General features: G+C 48.0%; 16 protein-coding genes and 1 riboswitch. Of the genes, 2 read left to right on the plus strand and 14 right to left on the minus strand.

The genetic code is table 11. The features are described from left to right. Positions 1-118: 118 nt before the first annotated feature. From AB4114_RS26560 to AB4114_RS26570, 3 genes are all read right to left on the minus strand, one after another. Positions 119-1,552 carry a M23 family metallopeptidase gene (locus tag AB4114_RS26560; protein WP_441991164.1) on the minus strand — a complete coding sequence of 478 codons (1,434 nt, stop codon included), beginning with the start codon at positions 1,550-1,552 and terminating at the stop codon, positions 119-121. A 119-nt stretch (positions 1,553-1,671) separates the two neighbouring features. Then, positions 1,672-1,899: a cold-shock protein gene (locus AB4114_RS26565; protein WP_056622331.1), complete on the minus strand. Its 228-nt coding sequence runs from the start codon at positions 1,897-1,899 to the stop codon at positions 1,672-1,674. 92 nt (positions 1,900-1,991) lie between these two features. After that, positions 1,992-2,192, minus strand: a complete 201-nt coding sequence (locus AB4114_RS26570; protein ID WP_047679716.1) for a cold-shock protein — start codon at positions 2,190-2,192, stop codon at positions 1,992-1,994. Positions 2,193-2,500: 308 nt separating this feature from the next. Here AB4114_RS26570 and AB4114_RS26575 point away from each other — a divergent pair, with 308 nt between their 5' ends. Together AB4114_RS26575 and AB4114_RS26580 are read left to right on the plus strand one after the other, a co-directional pair. Then, positions 2,501-4,609 carry a multicopper oxidase family protein gene (locus tag AB4114_RS26575; protein ID WP_441991165.1) on the plus strand — a complete coding sequence of 703 codons (2,109 nt, stop codon included), beginning with the start codon at positions 2,501-2,503 and terminating at the stop codon, positions 4,607-4,609. Positions 4,610-4,735: 126 nt separating this feature from the next. Next, positions 4,736-4,835: riboswitch (purine riboswitch) on the plus strand. 73 nt (positions 4,836-4,908) lie between these two features. After that, positions 4,909-6,243: a 5'-deoxyadenosine deaminase gene (locus AB4114_RS26580; RefSeq protein WP_441991166.1), complete on the plus strand. Its 1,335-nt coding sequence runs from the start codon at positions 4,909-4,911 to the stop codon at positions 6,241-6,243. A 344-nt stretch (positions 6,244-6,587) separates the two neighbouring features. On the opposite strand, the gene AB4114_RS26585 is transcribed toward AB4114_RS26580, so the two are convergent. The 11 genes from AB4114_RS26585 to AB4114_RS26635 form a co-directional block, all read right to left on the minus strand. Then, positions 6,588-9,332: an SLC13 family permease gene (locus AB4114_RS26585; protein ID WP_441991167.1), complete on the minus strand. Its 2,745-nt coding sequence runs from the start codon at positions 9,330-9,332 to the stop codon at positions 6,588-6,590. A gap of 181 nt (positions 9,333-9,513) precedes the next feature. Further along, complete coding sequence (locus AB4114_RS26590) at positions 9,514-9,714, minus strand: cold-shock protein (protein ID WP_028555213.1); 201 nt, start codon at positions 9,712-9,714, stop codon at positions 9,514-9,516. A gap of 169 nt (positions 9,715-9,883) precedes the next feature. Continuing rightward, on the minus strand, positions 9,884-10,102 hold the full coding sequence (locus AB4114_RS26595) for a helix-turn-helix domain-containing protein (protein WP_441991168.1): 219 nt from the start codon (positions 10,100-10,102) through the stop codon (positions 9,884-9,886). 12 nt (positions 10,103-10,114) lie between these two features. Continuing rightward, entirely contained in the window at positions 10,115-10,513 is a 399-nt protein-coding gene (locus AB4114_RS26600) for an HAD family hydrolase (RefSeq protein ID WP_056622355.1), read from the minus strand. 79 nt (positions 10,514-10,592) lie between these two features. Next, positions 10,593-11,135, minus strand: a complete 543-nt coding sequence (locus AB4114_RS26605) for a C40 family peptidase (protein ID WP_441991169.1) — start codon at positions 11,133-11,135, stop codon at positions 10,593-10,595. A gap of 158 nt (positions 11,136-11,293) precedes the next feature. Further along, positions 11,294-12,490 (minus strand): response regulator transcription factor, encoded by a 1,197-nt coding sequence (locus tag AB4114_RS26610; protein WP_441991170.1) that lies wholly within the window; start codon positions 12,488-12,490, stop codon positions 11,294-11,296. Between the two features lie 5 nt (positions 12,491-12,495). Continuing rightward, positions 12,496-14,328, minus strand: coding sequence for a sensor histidine kinase (locus tag AB4114_RS26615; protein ID WP_441991171.1), 1,833 nt, complete (start codon positions 14,326-14,328; stop codon positions 12,496-12,498). 82 nt (positions 14,329-14,410) lie between these two features. Further along, complete coding sequence (locus AB4114_RS26620; RefSeq protein ID WP_171633585.1) at positions 14,411-15,292, minus strand: carbohydrate ABC transporter permease; 882 nt, start codon at positions 15,290-15,292, stop codon at positions 14,411-14,413. Between the two features lie 16 nt (positions 15,293-15,308). Then, positions 15,309-16,199 (minus strand): carbohydrate ABC transporter permease, encoded by an 891-nt coding sequence (locus AB4114_RS26625; protein WP_441991172.1) that lies wholly within the window; start codon positions 16,197-16,199, stop codon positions 15,309-15,311. Between the two features lie 105 nt (positions 16,200-16,304). Next, positions 16,305-17,615, minus strand: a complete 1,311-nt coding sequence (locus AB4114_RS26630; RefSeq protein WP_441991210.1) for an extracellular solute-binding protein — start codon at positions 17,613-17,615, stop codon at positions 16,305-16,307. Positions 17,616-17,915: 300 nt separating this feature from the next. Beyond that, positions 17,916-20,216 (minus strand): DUF4962 domain-containing protein, encoded by a 2,301-nt coding sequence (locus tag AB4114_RS26635; protein WP_441991173.1) that lies wholly within the window; start codon positions 20,214-20,216, stop codon positions 17,916-17,918. Between the last annotated feature and the right edge of the window lie 59 nt (positions 20,217-20,275).

The following is a 20,275-nucleotide window of genomic DNA, read 5'->3' on the forward strand; positions in this document are numbered from 1 at the left end:
GCGTATGTGGCGATGCACAAACCCCTCGCCAAAAACCCCCTCCACGTCGAGCCTAGCTCATACGCAGAAGGGGTGAACAGTCTTATGATTTCCACTTGTCGATCATTTCACATCACGATCATTTCACCCACTGAAACGGGGTTGTATTAAAAAATAAGTCCGGATTGGCCTGAATATTATGCGCCCAGAACGTAAAATGCAGATGCGGCCCGGTGGAAAAGCCCGTCGTGCCGACAAGCCCGATAATGTCGCCCTGCTTAACGCGGTCGCCAGGTTTGACACGCAGCTCGGAGAGATGCGCGTACTGAGAGAACAGCCCCATCCCATGGTCAATGTAGATGGAATTGCCGGTCAAATACAGGAGTTCCGCTAACGCGACAACTCCATCGTTCGTAGCCTTGATCGGCGTGCCTTCTTTGGCGGCCAGATCAAGGGCCATATGCGCGCTGTCGTATTTCCCGTTCACATAACGGGTGTACCCATACGGCGTGGTCAAAATCCCCTCGACCGGCTTCACGAATGGCCCGCTAAACAAGAAACTCGGCTCCGACTTGCTGCGCGCCAGATCGATCTTCTTCTGATCGGCGTTGATGCGCGTCGTATCCTGTTTCATGCTTTCCATTTGCTCAGTAACCTTCAAATACTGCGTCTCGAACTTCTTCGCCTTGATGGTCAGCGTCTGATCACCAATCGGATACGTGCCTGCCTTCACACTCATCGAGATTGGCAAATACGTGAAATATCCCGCTTCATAAGGTTGAAGTGTGTAGGTTTTGCCCTGCCAAGTGATACTGCCCGGCTCCTTATGGCGCACAAGTACAATATCTCCCGGCGATGCCTGCTCCGGTATGAGCTTCCAGTTAGCACCCATGGCTGCTTTGGCGCCAGCTTCATCTTTATAGAGCAACGCCTCTGCTTTGAGCTGAGTCAAATGGGCTTTCACCCCTTGAATGGCCGCCTTCGCGTCCTCCGTCATGCCATCTATCCAACTCTGCCCACCATCCACCGTGAGCACGAGTGGGCTTTTGCTATTCGTTGTGCTTGGTAATAGCGCCCAACCAATCTTCGGCGTCACGAACTGTGACTGCTTCACATCAAACATAGTCCCGTTCAGCGTAACAATATCCACGCTCGGGCTTCCTGAGGTTGCCGTAGCCGTAGCTGAAGCTCCTTCCGCCGCACTCCCAGTCCCGCTCTCCAAGCTCAGCAACTTTGTGATCGCTTCCAATCCATTCGTAGCCGCTTCGCCATCTGTCGGCAGAGCTTCCGTACTTGTGGCTTCCTGCCAATGGGCTCCCCCATCCGTAGTATGAGCCATCCCGTCCGCATACTTCACCCAGCCTCTATCCAGATCAAGCATGCGGAACTCCACAGCTACACGAGGTGTTGGGGTTGGTACTGGTGTTGCCGCTACGATATCAGGTACCTCCTTATTCGAAGAGGTCGATGTTTCAAATGGTGAGTCTCCAATGAAAATGACCGCACCAGCAGCTAGGATGCAAGCACCGACCAGCAGCGGCCATTGGCGCCGTTTTCTAGGTTTCACAGACATGCCTACCTCCTAAAGGTTGACGAGGGTTGTCCTCTTGCTAACACCGTCGTCTCTGATTTCACTCTTCTCATGGTAACACAAAAAACCCGAAGACAGCTATGTCTCCGGGTTCTATAACGCTATATTTGTACGCCCTTTTTGAGCGTTTTCTGATCACTATTCGTGTTATTAACTAATGGAAGTAACTTGACACTTCGAACCATTGTGGACTGACATAAATGACATGTCGGCACGTGATCGAATGCAAAATTATCTCGCATCCAGCCTTTACAGCCTTCATTTTCACAAGACCATACCGTCACATTTTCTAGAGGCATCTCTTCAAGCGACTTTTTTCTGGAATACATGGATAAACCTCCTTAGAGTGTACTAAGCGTCAGATAGCTTTAAATTGAAAAAGACTGCCATTACTTAAGTAAAGGCAGTCTTTTTAATTATATTACAGTTTTACAACGTTTTCTGCTTGTGGTCCGCGGTTACCTTGAACTACGCTGAATTCAACGGATTGACCTTCGTCCAAAGTTTTGAAACCGTCACCTTGGATTGCGGAGAAGTGAACGAATACATCGTTGCCGCCTTCAACTTCGATGAAACCGAAACCTTTTTCTGCGTTAAACCATTTTACTGTACCAGTAGCCATTGTGAAATACCTCCAAAAATTATTAACATGTTTTTTATTCTTCAAAGAGAAAAAATTCACACATTGTATAAGGTTCACTAACAAAAATGAAAACCCTTTACAATATGTGAATTCAGGTTCTATTTGTCGATTGGATTTATCATAACACACCACTTATGAAAACGCAAACTATTTCCAAACTTTTACTAGTGTATTTTTTGAAAAAGCAGCCCCAACTTTAGTCTAGGTTGCCCATTGGTCTCCAGACGGTTTGATGCGCAGGGCAGGGGGACTATACTTGACGTATCGAGTTTAGGAGGGTTTTCATCGTGTATAACGCAAGTATTCAAACTATATTAGCCGTAAGTGTTTTATTCGTCATTTTCACATGGATCGGAAGCGTCAAGGCTTCCCGATTATTGTACAGTGGAAGCTTAGAGAAACTGCACCGTAAGACGCGCAAGCTGCTTTTCTGGGCATGGTTTCCCATCATTCCTGCAGCAGCAATTGTAGCTGCCATTGTCTGGCTGCAGATGAATATGGACCCGATTTTCTGGAAGGACCGCATCTTCCTAGAAGCGCCGCTAGTCGTTATTCCTCTTTTGAGCATATGGTTCGTGGCCGTTCCTAAGTTGCTGAAGCTTCGCTCGCTAACCAAGATAAGCTTAGCCGAAAGTGGTACCACGATTGAGCCTGCTTTGTTCCATAGAGCCGCTAGCCCTGGCCTTATATTTCCTTATCAATTAACCGCGCTTAGCGCAGTAACGTCATTATATTTCACCTTTGTACCGCCAGTTCCTTTCCAATGGTTAGAAATCACCATTCCGCTCTCAGTCTTTATTATCTTAGCCGCTGGACTTTGGTTAAGGCATGATCTGCGTGCCAAGCAGGTACGTAAAGCACCTAACTATCAAGCACCTCGTCTATTGGCGCGCTTTGGTGCCATGACAGGCGTTCTCGTCGTGACTGCTGGTATCGGCTACTATTTCATTACATTCGCAATGGACAAAAGCGTACTGCCAGCCGAGATCGACATGGCCAGCGGAACGCATGATTACGGCGGCGGCGCAGTAAGCGAGCACACTGGTCATGACATGACCGCTATGTCCAATATGCCGGGCATGGTATCAGTGGCCGACCTAACGGGCCCGAAAGAGGGCACGCCAGATCGTCGTTTTACACTCGTAGCGCAGAAAAAAACGGTCACACTCAGCTCGGGCAAAACGGTGGATGCTTGGACCTACAATGGTCAAATCCCTGGACCTGAGCTTCGTATGAAAGAAGGCGAACTCGTTGAAGTCACGCTAACGAACGAAGATATTGATGTTGGCGTTACCGCCCATTGGCACGGTTTAGATGTACCAAACGCCGAAGATGGCGTTGCTGGAGCCACACAGAATGCGGTTATGCCAGGTGAAACCTATACGTACCGTTTTCGCGCTGAACAGGTGGGCAGCTTCTGGTACCATTCCCATCAGGATTCACAAGAAGCGGTAAGTAAAGGGCTTTTCGGAGCGTTAATTGTAGACCCTAAAGAGGTTGCAGATACAACAACATTTACAATTCCGTTCAAAGATATCACAGTTATGACCCATCGTTGGAAGAATACGTTCGCTATTGGCGCCAATGATGAATTGGACCGTCAAATAGTCGCTCCTGGGACGCCTGTCCGTATGCGACTCATTAACACAGATGATTGGGTCAATCAAACCTATACGCTCGTGGGTACTCCTTTTGAAGTGGCGGCTATCGATGGGACAGATCTGAATAAGCCGGATCTCATGACCAATACACGTGTCATTGTGCCAACTGGGGGACGATTTGATCTAACGTTTGTCATGCCGGATCATCCTGTTTATTTACATGTGGGAACGAATAAAAACGGAGGCATTCTTCTGTCAACTGATGGCCAAGGGAACGTTCCTGAGCTGCCGCAAACCGTAGCTTTCGATCCGCTTACCTATGGCAGTCCGAAGGCCACACCTTTTGATGCGAGCAGCAAATATGATCGAGATTTCACATTAATTTTAGATAATAAACTAGGCTTCTATAACAGAAATTTCGATTTCCTCTATACGTTGAATGGAAAAGTGTTCCCAGATGCGCCGATGTTCATGGTGAAGGAAGGGGATCTGGTTAAAACGACGTTCGTCAATCGTGGAAATGTCGAACATCCGATGCATTTGCATGGTCACCATGTGCTCGTCCTTTCCCGCAATGGCAAGCCTTCTACAGGCAGTCCATGGTGGTCGGATACACTAGATGTTCAGCCTGGTGAAACGTATGAGGTCGCTTTCGTTGCTAATAATCCCGGACTATGGATGGATCACTGCCATAACCTTGTGCACGCTGCCGCGGGGATGTCGATGCATTTGATGTATGAGGGGATCACAACGCCATTTTCAGTAGGAAGTGCAACGTTGAACCATCCAGAGTGACGGCATTCACCATTTCGACAAGATTGGAAGCCGTTTTTTCAAAAAAGAGGGAGGGCATGTCACATTAACTCACACATAGTTGACAAAACATACCCTGACAGTTTACTCTAAAAGAGGATGGCACGACAAATTGCATATAACCTCTTTCGTATAACCTTAATAATTGGATTAAGGGTCTCTACTTAGAAACCGTAAATTTCTAGCTACGAAAAATGTGCACTGAGCAACAGGCATATTTTTCATGGCTAGTTTTTTGTGCCTATATGTTCATATATTAGGGGAGTAGGAGGTTTTGATCGATGACAACGATTTTAATTAAAGATGCACAGATCGTAACCATGAATCGTAGCGGAGACATTATAACGGGGGATATTTTGATCGAAAATGACCGCATTGCCGCGATCGGTCCCGATTTGGACCCTACACATGCAGATAAAATCATTAACGCCAAGAATCGCACGATCATTCCAGGCTTTATTCAGACACATATTCACCTGTGCCAGACGTTGTTCCGTGGTAAAGGGGACGACCTCGAGCTTATGGATTGGTTGAAAAAGCGGATTTGGCCGCTTGAAGCCTCCCATGATGAGGAGTCGATCTACTATTCGGCGATGCTCGGTATCGGTGAACTGATTCAAAGCGGCACCACAACGATCGTGGATATGGAGACGGTACACCATACGGATTTTGCCTTCCAGGCGATCGCCGAGAGCGGCATTCGCGCATTGTCAGGCAAGGTGATGATGGACAAAGGGGACGAAGTTCCATTCGCTTTGCAGGAAAATACGACAGAATCACTGCAACAAAGCGTTGATTTGCTAGAAAAATGGAACGGACACGATGATGGGCGTATCCAGTACGCGTTCTCACCGCGTTTCGTCATCTCGTGTACGGAAGAGCTGCTGCGCGAGGTGCGCAATTTGTCGGAACAGTACGACGTGAAGGTCCACACGCACGCTTCTGAAAATCTCGGTGAAATCGAGATCGTCCAAGCCGAAACCGGCATGCGCAACGTGGTCTACCTAGATCATCTCGGTTTAGCGAATGAGCGACTGATCCTCGCGCACTGCATTTGGCTCGATGAGCAAGAGAAACGCATCATCCACGAGCGTGGCGTGCATGTCAGCCACTGCCCGGGCTCTAACCTGAAGCTGGCTTCAGGGATCGCTGAGACGCCGGAGATGCTGAAGCTGGACATCTCTGTCAGCTTAGGGGCAGATGGTGCGCCGTGCAACAACAATCTCGATATGTTCAACGAGATGCGGCTCGCTGCGCTCATCCAGAAGCCCGTGCACGGACCGACGGCGATGAACGCGCAGGCGGTCTTCCGTATGGCGACCATCGGCGGCGCTCGCGCCGTTGGCATGGCAGATGAGATCGGCAGTCTCGAAGTCGGCAAGAAAGCCGACCTCGCAATCCTCGATCTCAACAACTTCCACACGTATCCGTCTTACGACGTGGATCCGATCTCGCGCATCGTCTACTCGGCGACGCGTGCTGATGTCGAAACGACCATTATCAATGGTCGAATCGTAATGGAAAACCGCATCCTGCGGACGGTTGATAAGGACATCGTCCTGCCGGAAGCGAACCGCTCGATTCAGCGGTTGTTGAAGAGAGCGAACCTGCGCTGAGTTTCATACGCAGCTCAAAAACCCCCAACTAATCCTCCTAAAGCGTAGGATTTGTTGGGGGTTCTGCATTTTGGCAGGCAGACTACTCTTCCCACGCACACAACACAAAGGTACCTTAACCACCACAAATTTGCCCTTCCATCCAACAATACATGTAAAATGTACAGCTATTTATCTCATAATCACCTATAAATAGGAAGTAGATGGATAATGTACAGTTAATTTCGGCAGATTCGCGCGAAAGGAGCAGTTCACATGAAATTAGATGGAGGTTTTCCATCTAACTCGCTTTTTAGCTAGTTTTACAAGAAATTGCCTACATGTTTTACAGTTAAATTTGAAGCCTAGTGAATCAAACCCAACCACTTCCAATAAGGCACACACAGAAGCGCAAGCAGCAACACGGCTAATCCGTAAGCAAAGGCAACCTTCTGTCCCTGGCGATGGCTAAAAGCTTTCCCTTCGGAACTATAATAAGCCGTCAAATACGTCGGCGATTGATACGCGAAAAAGAAGGGGTCCGTTGATAATAGCACCACGAATACAAGGATCCATGGATGCACGCCCGCTTGATCGGCCAGCGGCAGGAGTGCCGTGACCAGCAAAATAACAGCGGGATCGTCCCTGACGATCAGCGTGACGATGAACGAGAGCACGATAACGGCGGCTAGAAAGAAGAACGGCGACGTTACGAAGACGCCCATATGCTGACCCAGGAACGAAGACAGGGCTTCGACAAGTCCAAGCTCGTTGGCGGCTGCCGAGAAACTGAAAGCTACGCCGAGGAACAGCAGGAACGTCCAGTCGATACCGGTGGAAATGGTTTTGCGGTCCAACACGCCGCTGATGACGAGTACGGCAAAACCAATAAGCATAATCCAAGCGCTGTCGATGCCATGGAGCGGTTGTAACACTAGCATGATAATGCAGCTCAGGACGGTTACGACGGCAATGCGCTCCTCGCGCGTCAGCGGTCCTAGCAGCCGTAACTGCTCGTCTAGGACGTCGGCAGCGATCGGCTTGGCGGAAGCTGTTTTGCGGAACATGATGAAGATCATGGCAAGCAGCACGCTGCTAAATATAACAAATGCCGGTAAAGCATAGATAAACCATTGAATCCAGTTCACAGGCGAAGCGCTGGTGACCAATCCGAAGGCCAGTACGTTCGTGTACGAGCCTGTGAGCACGAACGGCGCTGTGAAGCCGTAGAACAGCATGGCGGTAAGGCCTAAGCCTGCTGCGCCGTGACTGCGCGCTCCGAAGTCCATGGATTCGGACAGCGTCTGGGCAATCGGCACGCCGAGTGATACCTTCGCTGAGGAGGAAGGGATCATCGGGTTCAGCATGATACCGCCGGCCACGATGCCCCACAGCTGCCCGCGATAGTTAGCGGGGAAGCGCTTGAGGGCATGAAGGGAGAAGCGGTATAAGAAGCCCGACTTCGTAATCACGGCGCTCATCGCCATGATGAAGATCATGTACAGCCAGGTCGGCGAGGCGAAGCCCGACAATGCCACTTCGGGCTCGACGAGTCCGCCGAGCACCCACAGCATGGCCATGCCCAAGGCTACGATGTAGTCGGGCATGATGTTCACGATCCAGAGGATCACGGCGGCTAAGCCGATCCCGATGAAGTCCATGCCGTGGCGGGACAACCCCGCGACGGGCTCGGCGATGTGGAAGCCGAGCACCGAGGCCACGGCCAAGATGATTGCCGCTAGGCCGAGCCAGCGGCTGCGATCACCAAGCCGCCCCGCGCCTGCGGCGAGGCGCTCGCTCTTGCTTCTGGCCAGCATCTGCTTGGCCAGACCGAAGCTCTGGTCGCCGCTGCGCTTGGCTGACCCCGATCCCGACAGCGCGGTTGCCTCCGCGAGCTGCAAATACTCGAGCGCAAGCTGGTTTCGCCCCAGCTTGCGGCACAGATCAGCACCCCACTCGTAGACGGTGGTGAGCTGCTGCGCCGAATAAGCGGCGCCTCGCTGATCCAGCGCCGCCTCAACGATGGCCAAGCCCGCTTCAGGCGCGTGTTCCACGCAGTAGCGGACATAAGTCCACAAGACCGCGTAGCGCGCGACGAGCAGCTCGTCCGGGCAGCGCCGAAGCGCTTGGCCGATCACACCTTGCTGCCGCTCAGACTCGGCCAGGGCAGCTTCTGCTGCTATCTTTGTCTTCTCTGCCCGCTCTCCAACCAGGCGTTCAGCCTTCTCTCCTTCTTCCCGCCTCGCTTTCCCGGTTTGTCCTGCTGCCTTTACTTGCCCCGGCTCCGCCCATTCACCCGCTGCAATAGCCGCCACATCCAGCGCCAGTTCCCACTCGTTGCGCGCAGCATAAACCTCAACCATCGACGACCAATCGCCTTCGGCCTGATAGTAAGCCAAAGCCTGATCCACCCACAGCTGCTGCTGGCGCTCACCATACCGCTGTGGCAGGATGTCGAGCAGGACACGCGCGATTTCGGGCCGCATGTGAACAGAATCACGCTCCACGTCCTGCTGGACGAACCGTCCTAGCGCAGCGTAAGCCTGATTGGCTTCTTCTATGGTCATACCAAATAGATGCTTAAGCAATCCATCACGCACACTTGGCAAGCAAGCACACGCGAAAAAGAAGTCCCGCAATAACGCCGGCAGCAACTCCACCTCATGCAGTACCCATTGCGCTTTCGCTTCTTTGGAGGCTTGCAATCGACCATTGGTTGATACCAATCGCTGCGAAAGCAGTCGAATGAAATAGGAAGAGATCTGCGGCTGCTCGACGACTAACCGATCGAAGGTTTCTCGATCAATATAGTAGAGAACGCTTTCTACAGCTACGATAGCCGTTGCCGATCTGGGCTCGTTCGTTAACAGCGCCATTTCCCCGAGCGTATCCCCATCCTGTAAGCTCACGAGCGACTGGCGTGTACCATCTTGCTTCTGAGAGAACAGTTCGATTCGGCCGCTCTCAATCAGATACATGCTGTCACCAGGATCACCTTGCTCGAAAAGCATGTCTCCCGCTTGTCCTTTCACCATGTCCAATTTGCCCAGAAGCTTGGCTAACTCTATGTTAGAGAAGTCCTTAAACATCTCCATATCTTTAATCGCCACGACTGATCTACTCTCCTTGCGTGATGCTATGAAAACACCCAAGCTACTAACTCCAAGAATACTGTACGCTTGGTATGACATTTTTGTCTACAAAAATTCCTAACAGCCTCCGAACGCAAAAGAAAGACCCTTAACTAAGTTAAGGGTCTTTCTAGAGAATGCTATATTTGCAAGCTGAAGCTTACAGTTTTACAACGTTCTCAGCTTGTGGTCCGCGGTTGCCTTGAACTACGTTGAACTCAACGCGTTGGCCTTCGTCCAAAGATTTGAAACCTTCGCCAGTGATTGCGGAGAAATGTACGAATACATCGTTTCCACCTTCAACTTCGATAAATCCAAATCCTTTTTCTGCGTTAAACCATTTAACTGTTCCTACTGCCATGGGTAATACCTCCAAAGTTTTATTAACATGTCTTTTTTCTTGTTTCGAACAAAAAAATTACACATTGGAAAAGGTTTCATTTACTTAAATGATAACCCTTTGCAATACGCAATTCAGGTTTTCCCTTTAAGACTATTAATACTGTACCACACTATATTAGGTATTGCAATTATACCTGAGAGGGATTTATTACTAAAGCAACGAAGGCTTCCCTATCGTCAATTTTAAGTGCTATAGCTAGTGCTAATGCGACATCTTTCGACGGGATGATTCGACCATTTTCGATTGAATTTAGGATGGAATAGCTGACCCCTGCTTTCTCGCCAAGCTTACGCAATGTGAGATTTTGTTGTTGTCGCAGCTCTTTGAGCCGATTGTGGAAGGCCATGCTGGCCTCACCTCAACTTTCCTTATTTTTTTGTTTTTGAATTTCAGTTCTAATTTTGTCGAATGGGTCTTCCCAGTGCGGCGGTTTGATGGTTTTGCCCATTTCATTCTTATGAACCTTCCCATCGGGCCAAACCTTGGACATATTTGCGTGCTGAACAATATCAAAAATCGGTCCAGGTTCTACACCCATTTCAACAAGTGTCCCTAGCACAAAATACAACTCATCAATCATAGCATCTACTTCATCTTCTAACGTAGCTGCTTCTTCAAATTCATTAAGCTCTTCTTGCATCCATGCCAGACGCGCGGCTTTACGCTGAGCAGATAGGCGCTGTGGTGATGCGCCCACTGGGTGCTCGAACGTTTCATGGAATTTCTTAACAGCTTCAAAGGCTAGCTTTAATGTCATAGTATCTGATCTCCCTTAACATGGTTATAGTTTTCTACTATATACCACCCGAAGGGATTGTGGTCAATATCTCTGATGTTTATTTAAAATGGCGTCCCATAATAAAACGGTCTTTCCAATAACCAGAGTTCATTTCACGTACAACAACGCCAGAACTGGTCGTATTGCTAATGAACTGCCCGTTACCGATATAAATACCCACATGATTAATAACGCCAGGCTTCGATGTACTAAACATCACTAAATCGCCTTTGCTAAGGCTTGTCTTTTTCGAGACCAAGGTTCCTAATTTCGCTTGCGCTTTGGAGCCCCAAGGGATTGTAATCCCATTTTTACTAAAAACGAGCTGCGTATAGGCGGAGCAATCCAGAATAAGACGGCTCGTGTTTCTCGTACCAAATCGGTAAGTAACCTTTCCGATGTACGACTTCGCAGTGCGCAGGATACTGTCTACACGGGATGTGCTCGTCGCTGTAGCTGACGCGGCAGCTACAGCCCCATTCGTCGTTGTCGTGGCAGCAGAGGCTGCTTGCGGGCTTAGCAACGCAGTACCTGCGACTAACATGGACAGACTTAAGCCTACGACCGAATGAGTAAGGCGGTTCTTCTTCACAAAAATCATGATTGATTTCCTCCTTTGGTATATAAATATAAGTTTGTTGGACCTGCTACTACCATAGCACATGCCAAATACCCTAATATTTAACAGAAAAGGAGGAAAGTCGCGCCACACCTAATTGTAGGCATTATTCTGAGAATTGTCTGAGAATTTCATGAGAGTCAATCTCTTGACAGAAATGAATCCGCTTTATCACCTGTATGCTCCTGACGGAACTCCGATGGTGTAGCTCCATATTTCTTCTTAAACACTTGAGAGAAGTGTCTCATATCTTGATAGCCGATGCGCTCAGCAACGTCCGCCAGCTTCATCTTGGGATTCAACAGCAGCTGTTTGGCCTGCTCCAACCGCAGGTTAATCACGAAATCCTTGAAGCCTTGACCCGTCTTCTGTTTAAACAGCTGGCTAAAGTAAACAGGGTTCAAATACACAATCGACGCCACTTTCTCTAGTGAAAGATCCTCTTGATAGTGCGTGCGCATATATTGGAGAGCAACCTCAACAGAACGGTCGCTGCCGCTGGCATGATGCTCATAGACCTGTGTCGTTGAGGCTTGCCGCATGCGTTGAACCTCCGCAGGCACCGACTGGAACTGCTCGATTCGTTCTGTACTCATGATTTGGAAAGGTACCTTCAAATATTTAATAAGGTGACTGCGCAGATCCTCCACGAGCTGGCCGATGCTCGTGCCTTCTGGAGGCGTGACAAGCCCTAGCAGGCTCTTGCTATCATGCACGGTTACAAAACCCTTACCGTAACGGTCAATCAGCTCTTGCAGAACGTTCTCGATAATGAAATTCTCGAGGAACACTGCTTTATCGGTCTCCATTTTAACCATAATTAAGTGGAAATTGGGATGTTGCTCCACGAAAGGGCCCATATCAATACGCCCTGTATCTAGACCCTGCACCCAGCGTTGGAAGACCGCTTCTTGCAAATATTTACGATTCGTCTTCAGCAGCTCCGCTTCCTCAATCAGTTCCGTATCATGAGCAATTTCCTCGCTCAGTTTCCTGATCATTTCGCTCAATACCTCTTTGCCTATCGGCTTCAGCAAATAATCTTTCGCCCCTAGACGCACAGCCTCTTGGGCATAGGAGAATTCCGAGTACGCCGAGATTACGACCCATTTGACATGGGGATGACGGCTTCGTGACATATTCATGAGCTCTAAGCCGGTCATCCCTGGCATGAGAATGTCTGTTAACACGATGTGTATGGATTGACTCCGCAGTATCGTGATGGCTTGCTCCGCGTTAGAGGCCAAATGTATGGTGTGCTCAGGAAAGCGATTCTGCAGCGTACGTTGAATGCCTTCTCGAATAATCGTCTCGTCATCCACAATTAGAATATCCATGGCTGTTATACCCCCTTGCGAGGTAGCGGCATCGCGATGATCACCGTGGTTCCTACCTCTTGTTTGCTTTCGATTCGAAGCCCATACGCGTCTCCGAACATTAATGCAATACGCCGATGGACATTGGTGAGTCCGATACCCCGTCGTGTCTTGCCGTCTTGTACGAGTTGGGATTTGTTGGCCGTATCATCTTTGTACGAGAATCGATCGCCAATCATGCGAGCATCCTCCTCGAGCTTTTCCTGCATCTGACGCAGAAGATCTTGCTCAATCCCCACACCATTATCGGAAATGATTATATGAAGCTCTTGCTCTTGCACCTGCGTGAACACCCGCAGCAGACCTGGCTCCCGCTTCGGTTCAAGACCGTATTTAACGGCATTCTCGATTATGGGCTGCAGGGTCATCTTCGGTAAGGTCACATCCAGCCACTCGGTATCTATCTGCATCTCGGTTCGGACTCTGCCCTCCAGCCGATTCTCAATAATCGTCATATAATGACGCATCTGATCCAGCTCTTGCTGCAGCGTCGTTTTCGAAGCTTCTTGCCAATCACTGCTGTACCGGAACATATGCGACAGCGCTAAGATAACTTTCCCCAGCCGATCGTTCTCCCGTTCATCCAGCATCCAATAAATCATATCTAGTGTGTTGTAGAGAAAATGCGGATTTACCTGAGACTGTAGGGCGTGCAACTCTGCATTTTTCTCACTCATCGAAGACAGTGTAATCCGTTCAATTAACTCATCCATCCGGTTCACCATTCGATTAAAGGAGGATACAAGGGAATTAATCTCCTCGAACGACCTAACCGTTACGGAGCCCTTGAAATTCCCCATCTCGACCTGCTTCATCTCTCGGATAAGCAGTTTCAGAGGGGAAGCAATGTTCTGCGAGATCAAACTTGCCAAAGCGGTAGAAAGAATAATGAGGACGATAATCACGACATATAAGTATTCCCGCGTTTTAACAATTTCAGCATTGATATCACCCTTAGGGGTTAAACCAAAAACGGTCCAATTCGACATTTTCGCATTGGCAGCTACAATCAATTGATCCGTCTGATCATCGACGATGATTTCATTCTTATAAGGACGCGGCAGTCCACTAAAAGAGGGAGAGTTCTTCTTATCTTCCGCTGTCGTTGCGATTAAGCGATTATCCTGATCTACGATGTATACACGGCTGTTCGGGCTAATCGTAACGTTGGACAGAGCAGCTAGAATCGGCTGCGGATTCGTTTCGATCAGCATGACGCCGATGACGCGGTGGTCGGTCAGATCGAACAGCTTTCTGCCAAAGACAAACATCGGATCACGCTGAAACTGATTGATAACAGAGCCTTGTACGAGACCTAACCAAACCATCTCCCCCGTGGAGTCCTGCAGCTTCTTATACCACTCCGCAGAGGAATAATTCGCATCGATTACGCTATCAAAGCCGCGTTCGTAATTATAATTTTTGCCAGCATTCGTAACGACATGGATGCCGACAATATCATCCCGCGAGTAATAAATGGCCCCTAGAATATTCGTAATCGTACGCTCATTGAAAATGCTTGTTGTCACATCAGGATTGCTATCCCGTTCTTCAATTAAGCGAATCATTTCATTGTTACTATTCAGGGATTTTGTAATACTGTCATACCCTTGCAGAAGCAAATCAAATAAACCTACAGTTTGTGAAATGTTTTTCTGAGCTAAATCGTTAATCTTGTTATGTATGATTTGCGTCGTTTTCTGATAGTACAAAAAACTAACAATCAACACCAGCACAAGCATCGAGGAGATGAATAGCATAAATAGCCGATTATGAATGGAATTAAGGCCCCGTTTCACACTAATCGCGATCCCCTTTCCTAAGGCAGTATTTGCTATTTTACCATAGTCCTATCAGAAATAGAAAAAGCGAGGGGTGAAGTTAACCCTTCACCGCTCCCGCTACCATACCTTTTGTAATTTTGTCCGCTAATAAGAAGTACACGATAATCACTGGCAACGCACCTAGTACAAGGAATGCCCCGATCGCGCCATAGTTAACGGAATATTGACTGACGAAGCTGTTCACCCCGAAAGGAAGCGTCTTAAGCCGCTCGGACGAGATAAATGTCGCTGCTAAGATGTACTCGTTCCAGATGTTAATGAAGGTAAGGATACACACCGTCATCATCGGAGGAACGGAAATCGGAAGAATGATCCCCGTGAAGATTTTGAAGATCCCCGCGCCATCCACGACAGCCGACTCCTCAATCTCTGCCGGAATGGATTTCATAAAGCCGCTGAGGATAAAGACCGCAACTGGCGTTTGAAACGCGATATAGGGCAGAATGATCGAAAGATGCGTGTTCAGGATGTGCATGTTTTTGAAAATAATCATAAGCGGCAATAAGGTTGCCTGCATGGGAACCATCATCCCGATCAGGAAGATGACCATGACGAGCTGCCCGTACTTCCATTTGAACCGCGTAATGGCAAAAGCCGTTAAGGAACTCAAGAAGAGAACACATACCATTGTAATTAAGGTAACGAAGAGGCTGTTCTTCAAGTACTGGAAGTAATGCCCCGACTTGATCGCATTCGTGAAGTTGCTCCATTGGAGCACATGCGGCAGTGAGAAGAACCGCCCAGACAGGATTTCTTCATTCGTTTTGAGGGAATAAATGAACAGCCAAAGCAATGGATATACCTGTGTGACCACAAGTAAGGATAGAAATATAACAACAAGAACCTTTAGGATAGAGAAGCTTTTGCGTCTCCGGATGATGGCAGGTTTAGCCGAAGCTACATCCCTGGCGTTTAACATGGTGACACTCCCCTTCCTACGTATATTTTTTCTCTAGTTGGTTGAATATCGAGTTAATAATGACGGTTGCCACGAGACATACCACTACCAAGAAGGCTGCAATCGCGCTTCCGTAACCATATTTCAGGGATAGGAAGGAATTGTTGTACATCAAGGTGGAGATGACATCTGTCGCATGTGCAGGTCCGCCGCCTGTCATGACCATAATCATGTCAAACGCTTGTAAGGAACCGATGAAGGCTAGGACGATCGATATTTTGAAAATCGGAATATTCATAGGGAAAGTGATATACCAGTCGGCTTTCAGCCCTTCTGCTCCATCCAGACGCGCAGCTTCATAGATATCAGCTGGAATGTTCTGGATACCAGTAAACTGGATTAATGTGTGATAACCCAAGTACTGCCATAGGGCTACGAAATAAAGGGAGTACATAGCAATTTTCGGATCTGTTAACCATGATCTCGTCCAGCTATGTAAGTTTAGTAAATCAAGGACTTGATTGAGCATACCGCCCATGGACGCTGGATTGTAAATTGTTTTCCATAATTGTCCAATGATAACAACTGATAAAATTACCGGTAAGAAGTAAGCAGAAACAAGGAAATTCGGTTTTTTGATGAAACGATTTAGTAAAATGGCTACGCCCAATGCAATCGGGATTTCACACATGGAAAATACAGCAAACATTAATGTGCGTTTGACAGATGGCCAGAATACAGGATCATGCAAAAGCATCGTGCGGAAGTTCTCTAAACCAATGAACTTCGATGTGCCAATCCCATTCCATTCCAGCAATCCACTGTACATGGACACGAGAATAGGTACAAACACAAGACCGACATAAATGATCAAACAGGGCAGTACAAACATGGCAATCGTCCACTTGGAGACTCTTAACACATTCACTTGGCTCGCCTCCTTCATGGGGTTAGATATACCCATGGGGAACTTACCTTAGCACCTCCGAGGCGCTCCAGGTAAATTCCCTATTGGGCTACTACATCACTTTATTTATTTCTTTTTGTTTGTGTCGTAAGCTGTTTGGTGCTCTTTCGCTACAGTTGCAGGATCAACTTTTTGTACGAAAAGGTTTTGAATGCTAGTTAAGTGACCTTGTGCCGTTCCTGGGTTCATCGTGTTATCGAACGCTAGGTCGCCGCCTTTAACTTTCTTGAATAAGCCAAGAACATCCATCGCCATATCGGAGTATCCAGCAGCTTTGAAGTCGCCGTCAACTTTTTGACCTACACCAACAGCACCTTTAACTTTGAATGCTTCTTTCGGGTAGTTCAACATGAAGTAGTTCAAGAAATCTTTGGTTTCTTTCAAGTGTTTGCTGTTTGCAGAGATAGCGAATGCGGATCCTGGAGCCAACATGAATTCATCAGGGTTACCTTTACCTTTAACAGTAGGGAATTGGAACACGCCAACTTTACCGTTAACGGAAGAAGTTTCGATACCGCCAGTTGCCCAGCTACCCATGTAGTACATAGCCGCTTTACCTGTTTTGAACAAGTTCTCGCCTGCGTTGTAATCAAATGAAGTTGCGCCTTCTTGGAACGCGCCAGCTTGGATCAAGTCTTCGAAAGAACTAACTGCATCTGTGAATGCTGGATCAGCGAATGTTTTCTTACCGTCAACAACAGCTTGCAAGAATCCAGGGCCGCCGTTGGTACGAAGCAATACGTTCATGAACAAGAAGGAACCTGTCCAGGAATCTTTTTCACCGATCGCCATTGGCTGAATGCCTTTGGATTTCAAGATTTTTACGTCCTCAACCATTTCTTCAAAGGTTTTTGGAACATCTGCAATACCAGCTTGTTTGAACAAATCTTTGTTGTAGTAGATAACACCGATGTTATTACCATCTGGCAACGCGTAAATGTTCTTGTTGAAGCTGTAGAAGTCAAGAATTCCACTTTGGAACGTATCTTTAAGTCCGTTTTGCTCAACCATGTCATTCAATGGTGCGAATAGGCCCGCATCTACGAAAGGTTGCATTTGTGCAGCTGGGTTAACGATTGTGATATCAGGCACTTCTTTGGAAGCTGCTTGAGTTTTCAATTTAAGCTTTTGTTGATCCGTGTTCAGGGAATCAAGCTCAATTTTGATGTTAGGGTTTTTAGTTTGGTAGTCAGCAACGATTTTTTTCAACATGCCGTTTTTCGGATCTGTCGGATCTGGATATATATTTTGGAATGTGATCGTAATGTTTTCAGCTTTTGCTGTAGCAGCTGGAGCTGTTGATGCGCCTGCAGCAGGTGAAGCCGTGCTTTTGCTATCTCCGTTTGTACCACATGCTGTTAAACTGATGGCTAGCATGCTTGCCCCTATCACTTGTAGTGCTTTATACTTTTTCACCAATGTAAATCCCCCTCGTTCGTTTTGAGTGAATGTCTTTATGTCCTTATTATGCCGTGAAATTGGTACCCCTTACAATGTGTGAACTTCAGGTATGATGTTTGATTTCTATAGATTTATCTCTGCACCTTAACTTTCCCCCTAGGGTGGTTATTTATGAGAAAGATGGCATTTAGCGCTGAAAATCGGGGGATAAAAACAAAGAAAAAACGACCTCCTATAGCTTGCGCTGATAGATAGGTCGCTGATTTGCGGGATACTTTAATAAGCCTTTGGAACTTCTACACGGTGCGTGATGCCATCTTCCGTGAAGTAAATATGAACGTCGAAACCTTGGTCATCCATGAAATAGGAAACATATTTCGGCTCGCCATGCTTGATTGGTACAAGCAATGTTGCGATACGGTGGCTACGGGAGGATGTCGTCGTTGCCTTCAAATGATAGTGCGGCGGTAAACCTTCAATCTCCGATTGATCGATGTCGGTAAAGCTCTGATGCTGGGACAATTGGAGTTCCCCAGAGGAACAATAGACGAAACGGCCGTCCATATCGGCCTTACGACCTTGGACTTTGAATGTTTGTCCGTTCAACTTCATCTCATACAGCGTCTGGAACAGCCAATCTACGGTACCCGCCTGTGTGAGATCGATATGATCGACAACTACTACGTAAGTGCCGAAGAAGTAAAGTTCACGTACATACCGCTCTAGGTAGGGAACGTATTCTTGGTAGGCTGCGGTTGCGTTAGCGCGGGAATAACCATAGCCTTTGCGCTGCTCGGCAATTTCTACAAAACCATTAGCCGCCATATTTAGCACTTTGTTTTTTTCGGCGTATTGACCGAGACCGTCGATCAAAATATTGTTCGTTGAGCGCGTCTGTCTGCGCCAATTCATATGCATCGTTGAGCTGAATGCCACGTAGTAGCCGCTCTCAATGGCCAGCGGCTCGCCGTAGGCATGCAGCAAGAAGCCATTTTGATCGCCATGACTGTGGCTGACAGATCCGTATTTGCTGCTCTTCGTGAGGAGCATAATGTGACGCTCCGGATCCGCCATATTGGAGTGAAAGGCAACCCAGTCAATGTCACGGAACCATTTGACCGACTGAATATTCGCATCGGTAGGTGCGATCGCTTCAATCTGCGGATAGTCGTGACGATATACCATTTCATCAAATCGGAAGTCCCACCAACCATAGTTGTAAAACTTCATTTCTGAATCTGTATCTGTCTCGCGAACACGTTCATAATACCATTGGTACAAACCGTTTCCTGTCACACCTGCAAATTGACGAATGTTGAAGCCCGTTTTCAAGCTGACGGGATCCCCCAATGTCGACTGATCGCCGAAGCTTGCACGCAAGGTGTCTGGGCTGAACGCATACAGCGGGAAATCACCTGTTTTTGCGAAAAATGGTCGTTTGTAAAAGTTAATGCCTGTATATTTCTTCAGCAAATTCATCGCTTCCGTAACAAAAGCCATGCCCGTCGTCCAATACATCGGACCTTCGGCCCAGCCCCCGTCCGGCCCGCCCCACGGCGAGTAGAGACAAGCATAATATTCAAGGGTATAGTCCAACCATTCTTGAACCTCTGGCTCTTCCTGCAAAAGCACAATACAGCAAGGCACAAGCACACTGGATAAAGAGCGTACGGCGTGACTGTCGAACGGTACATGATGAATTTTGGAATGTTCGATAACATGTTGCGCGATTTGGCGTGTACGTTCGAGCAGAACGTGACGAATATGCTTTCGTTCATCTTCGGATAGTTGATCATAGAGCCAGTCATAGCCCCAGGCGATGGCGCCAGCCATTCGGAAGGACGCCTCATCGTTATAGTCACGGCTCGTCGTCCCTTTAACGTCCCAAGTACTGATGTGAAGCAGCCAGGTTTTGGCACGATCTAATAGCGTAGCATCGTTGAGCAACTGGCCTGCTACTGCCAAATGACGCACCGCATACAAGGCTTCTTGTGTATCCATATACATTTGCCGCCACAATTTGGCTACTCGCTTATTTCCTGGGTAATGAAGCGGCTCCGCAATCAGATCTCGTTCGATCCATGGTTTGACAGACTTCTCATAGAAAACATCCCATTCGCAATAGCTTGGATCCGTCGCTAAAGCGGTGCGGAAGGCTTCTACTTCGGAAGCTTGCAGCCATAATCGTGGATGCTGCGTCGAGACCTCTGCATAGCGCTTAGCTCTGCTTGGCAGCGGTGTTTCAGGCAAATCTGTCGGTACTTCGAAGCGGCGAATGCAGCTCCATGCCGTTTGTTCGCCATTTTCTTCGAGCAATGCATAGCGCCAGTAGTATGTGCCTGCGTTGAGTGCAGCATCAGGTGTGTATAAATTATATGGAATCGGTTGAACAGTCTGCGTTTCGGCAGGTTCGAAAGCCTCTGATTGTGAGATTTGAAGTACATAGCGATCGTGCTCCAGTTGTGCGGGAATCCACGTGAAGCGAGGTGGATTTTCCAGCAACACCGTCTTCTCATTCGGCTCGTATTGTACGGTTAACACACCGCTCTGCGGTTCGTAAAGTGGCGATAATGACATGGATTGTTCCCCTCCAGGTTTGGTTCTGTAAGGCTTATGATGATAAGGATTTAGGTGAA

It is taken from the genome of Paenibacillus sp. 2RAB27, from assembly GCF_052115445.1.
In the GTDB taxonomy this organism is placed as follows: Bacteria; Bacillota; Bacilli; order Paenibacillales; family NBRC-103111; genus Paenibacillus_E.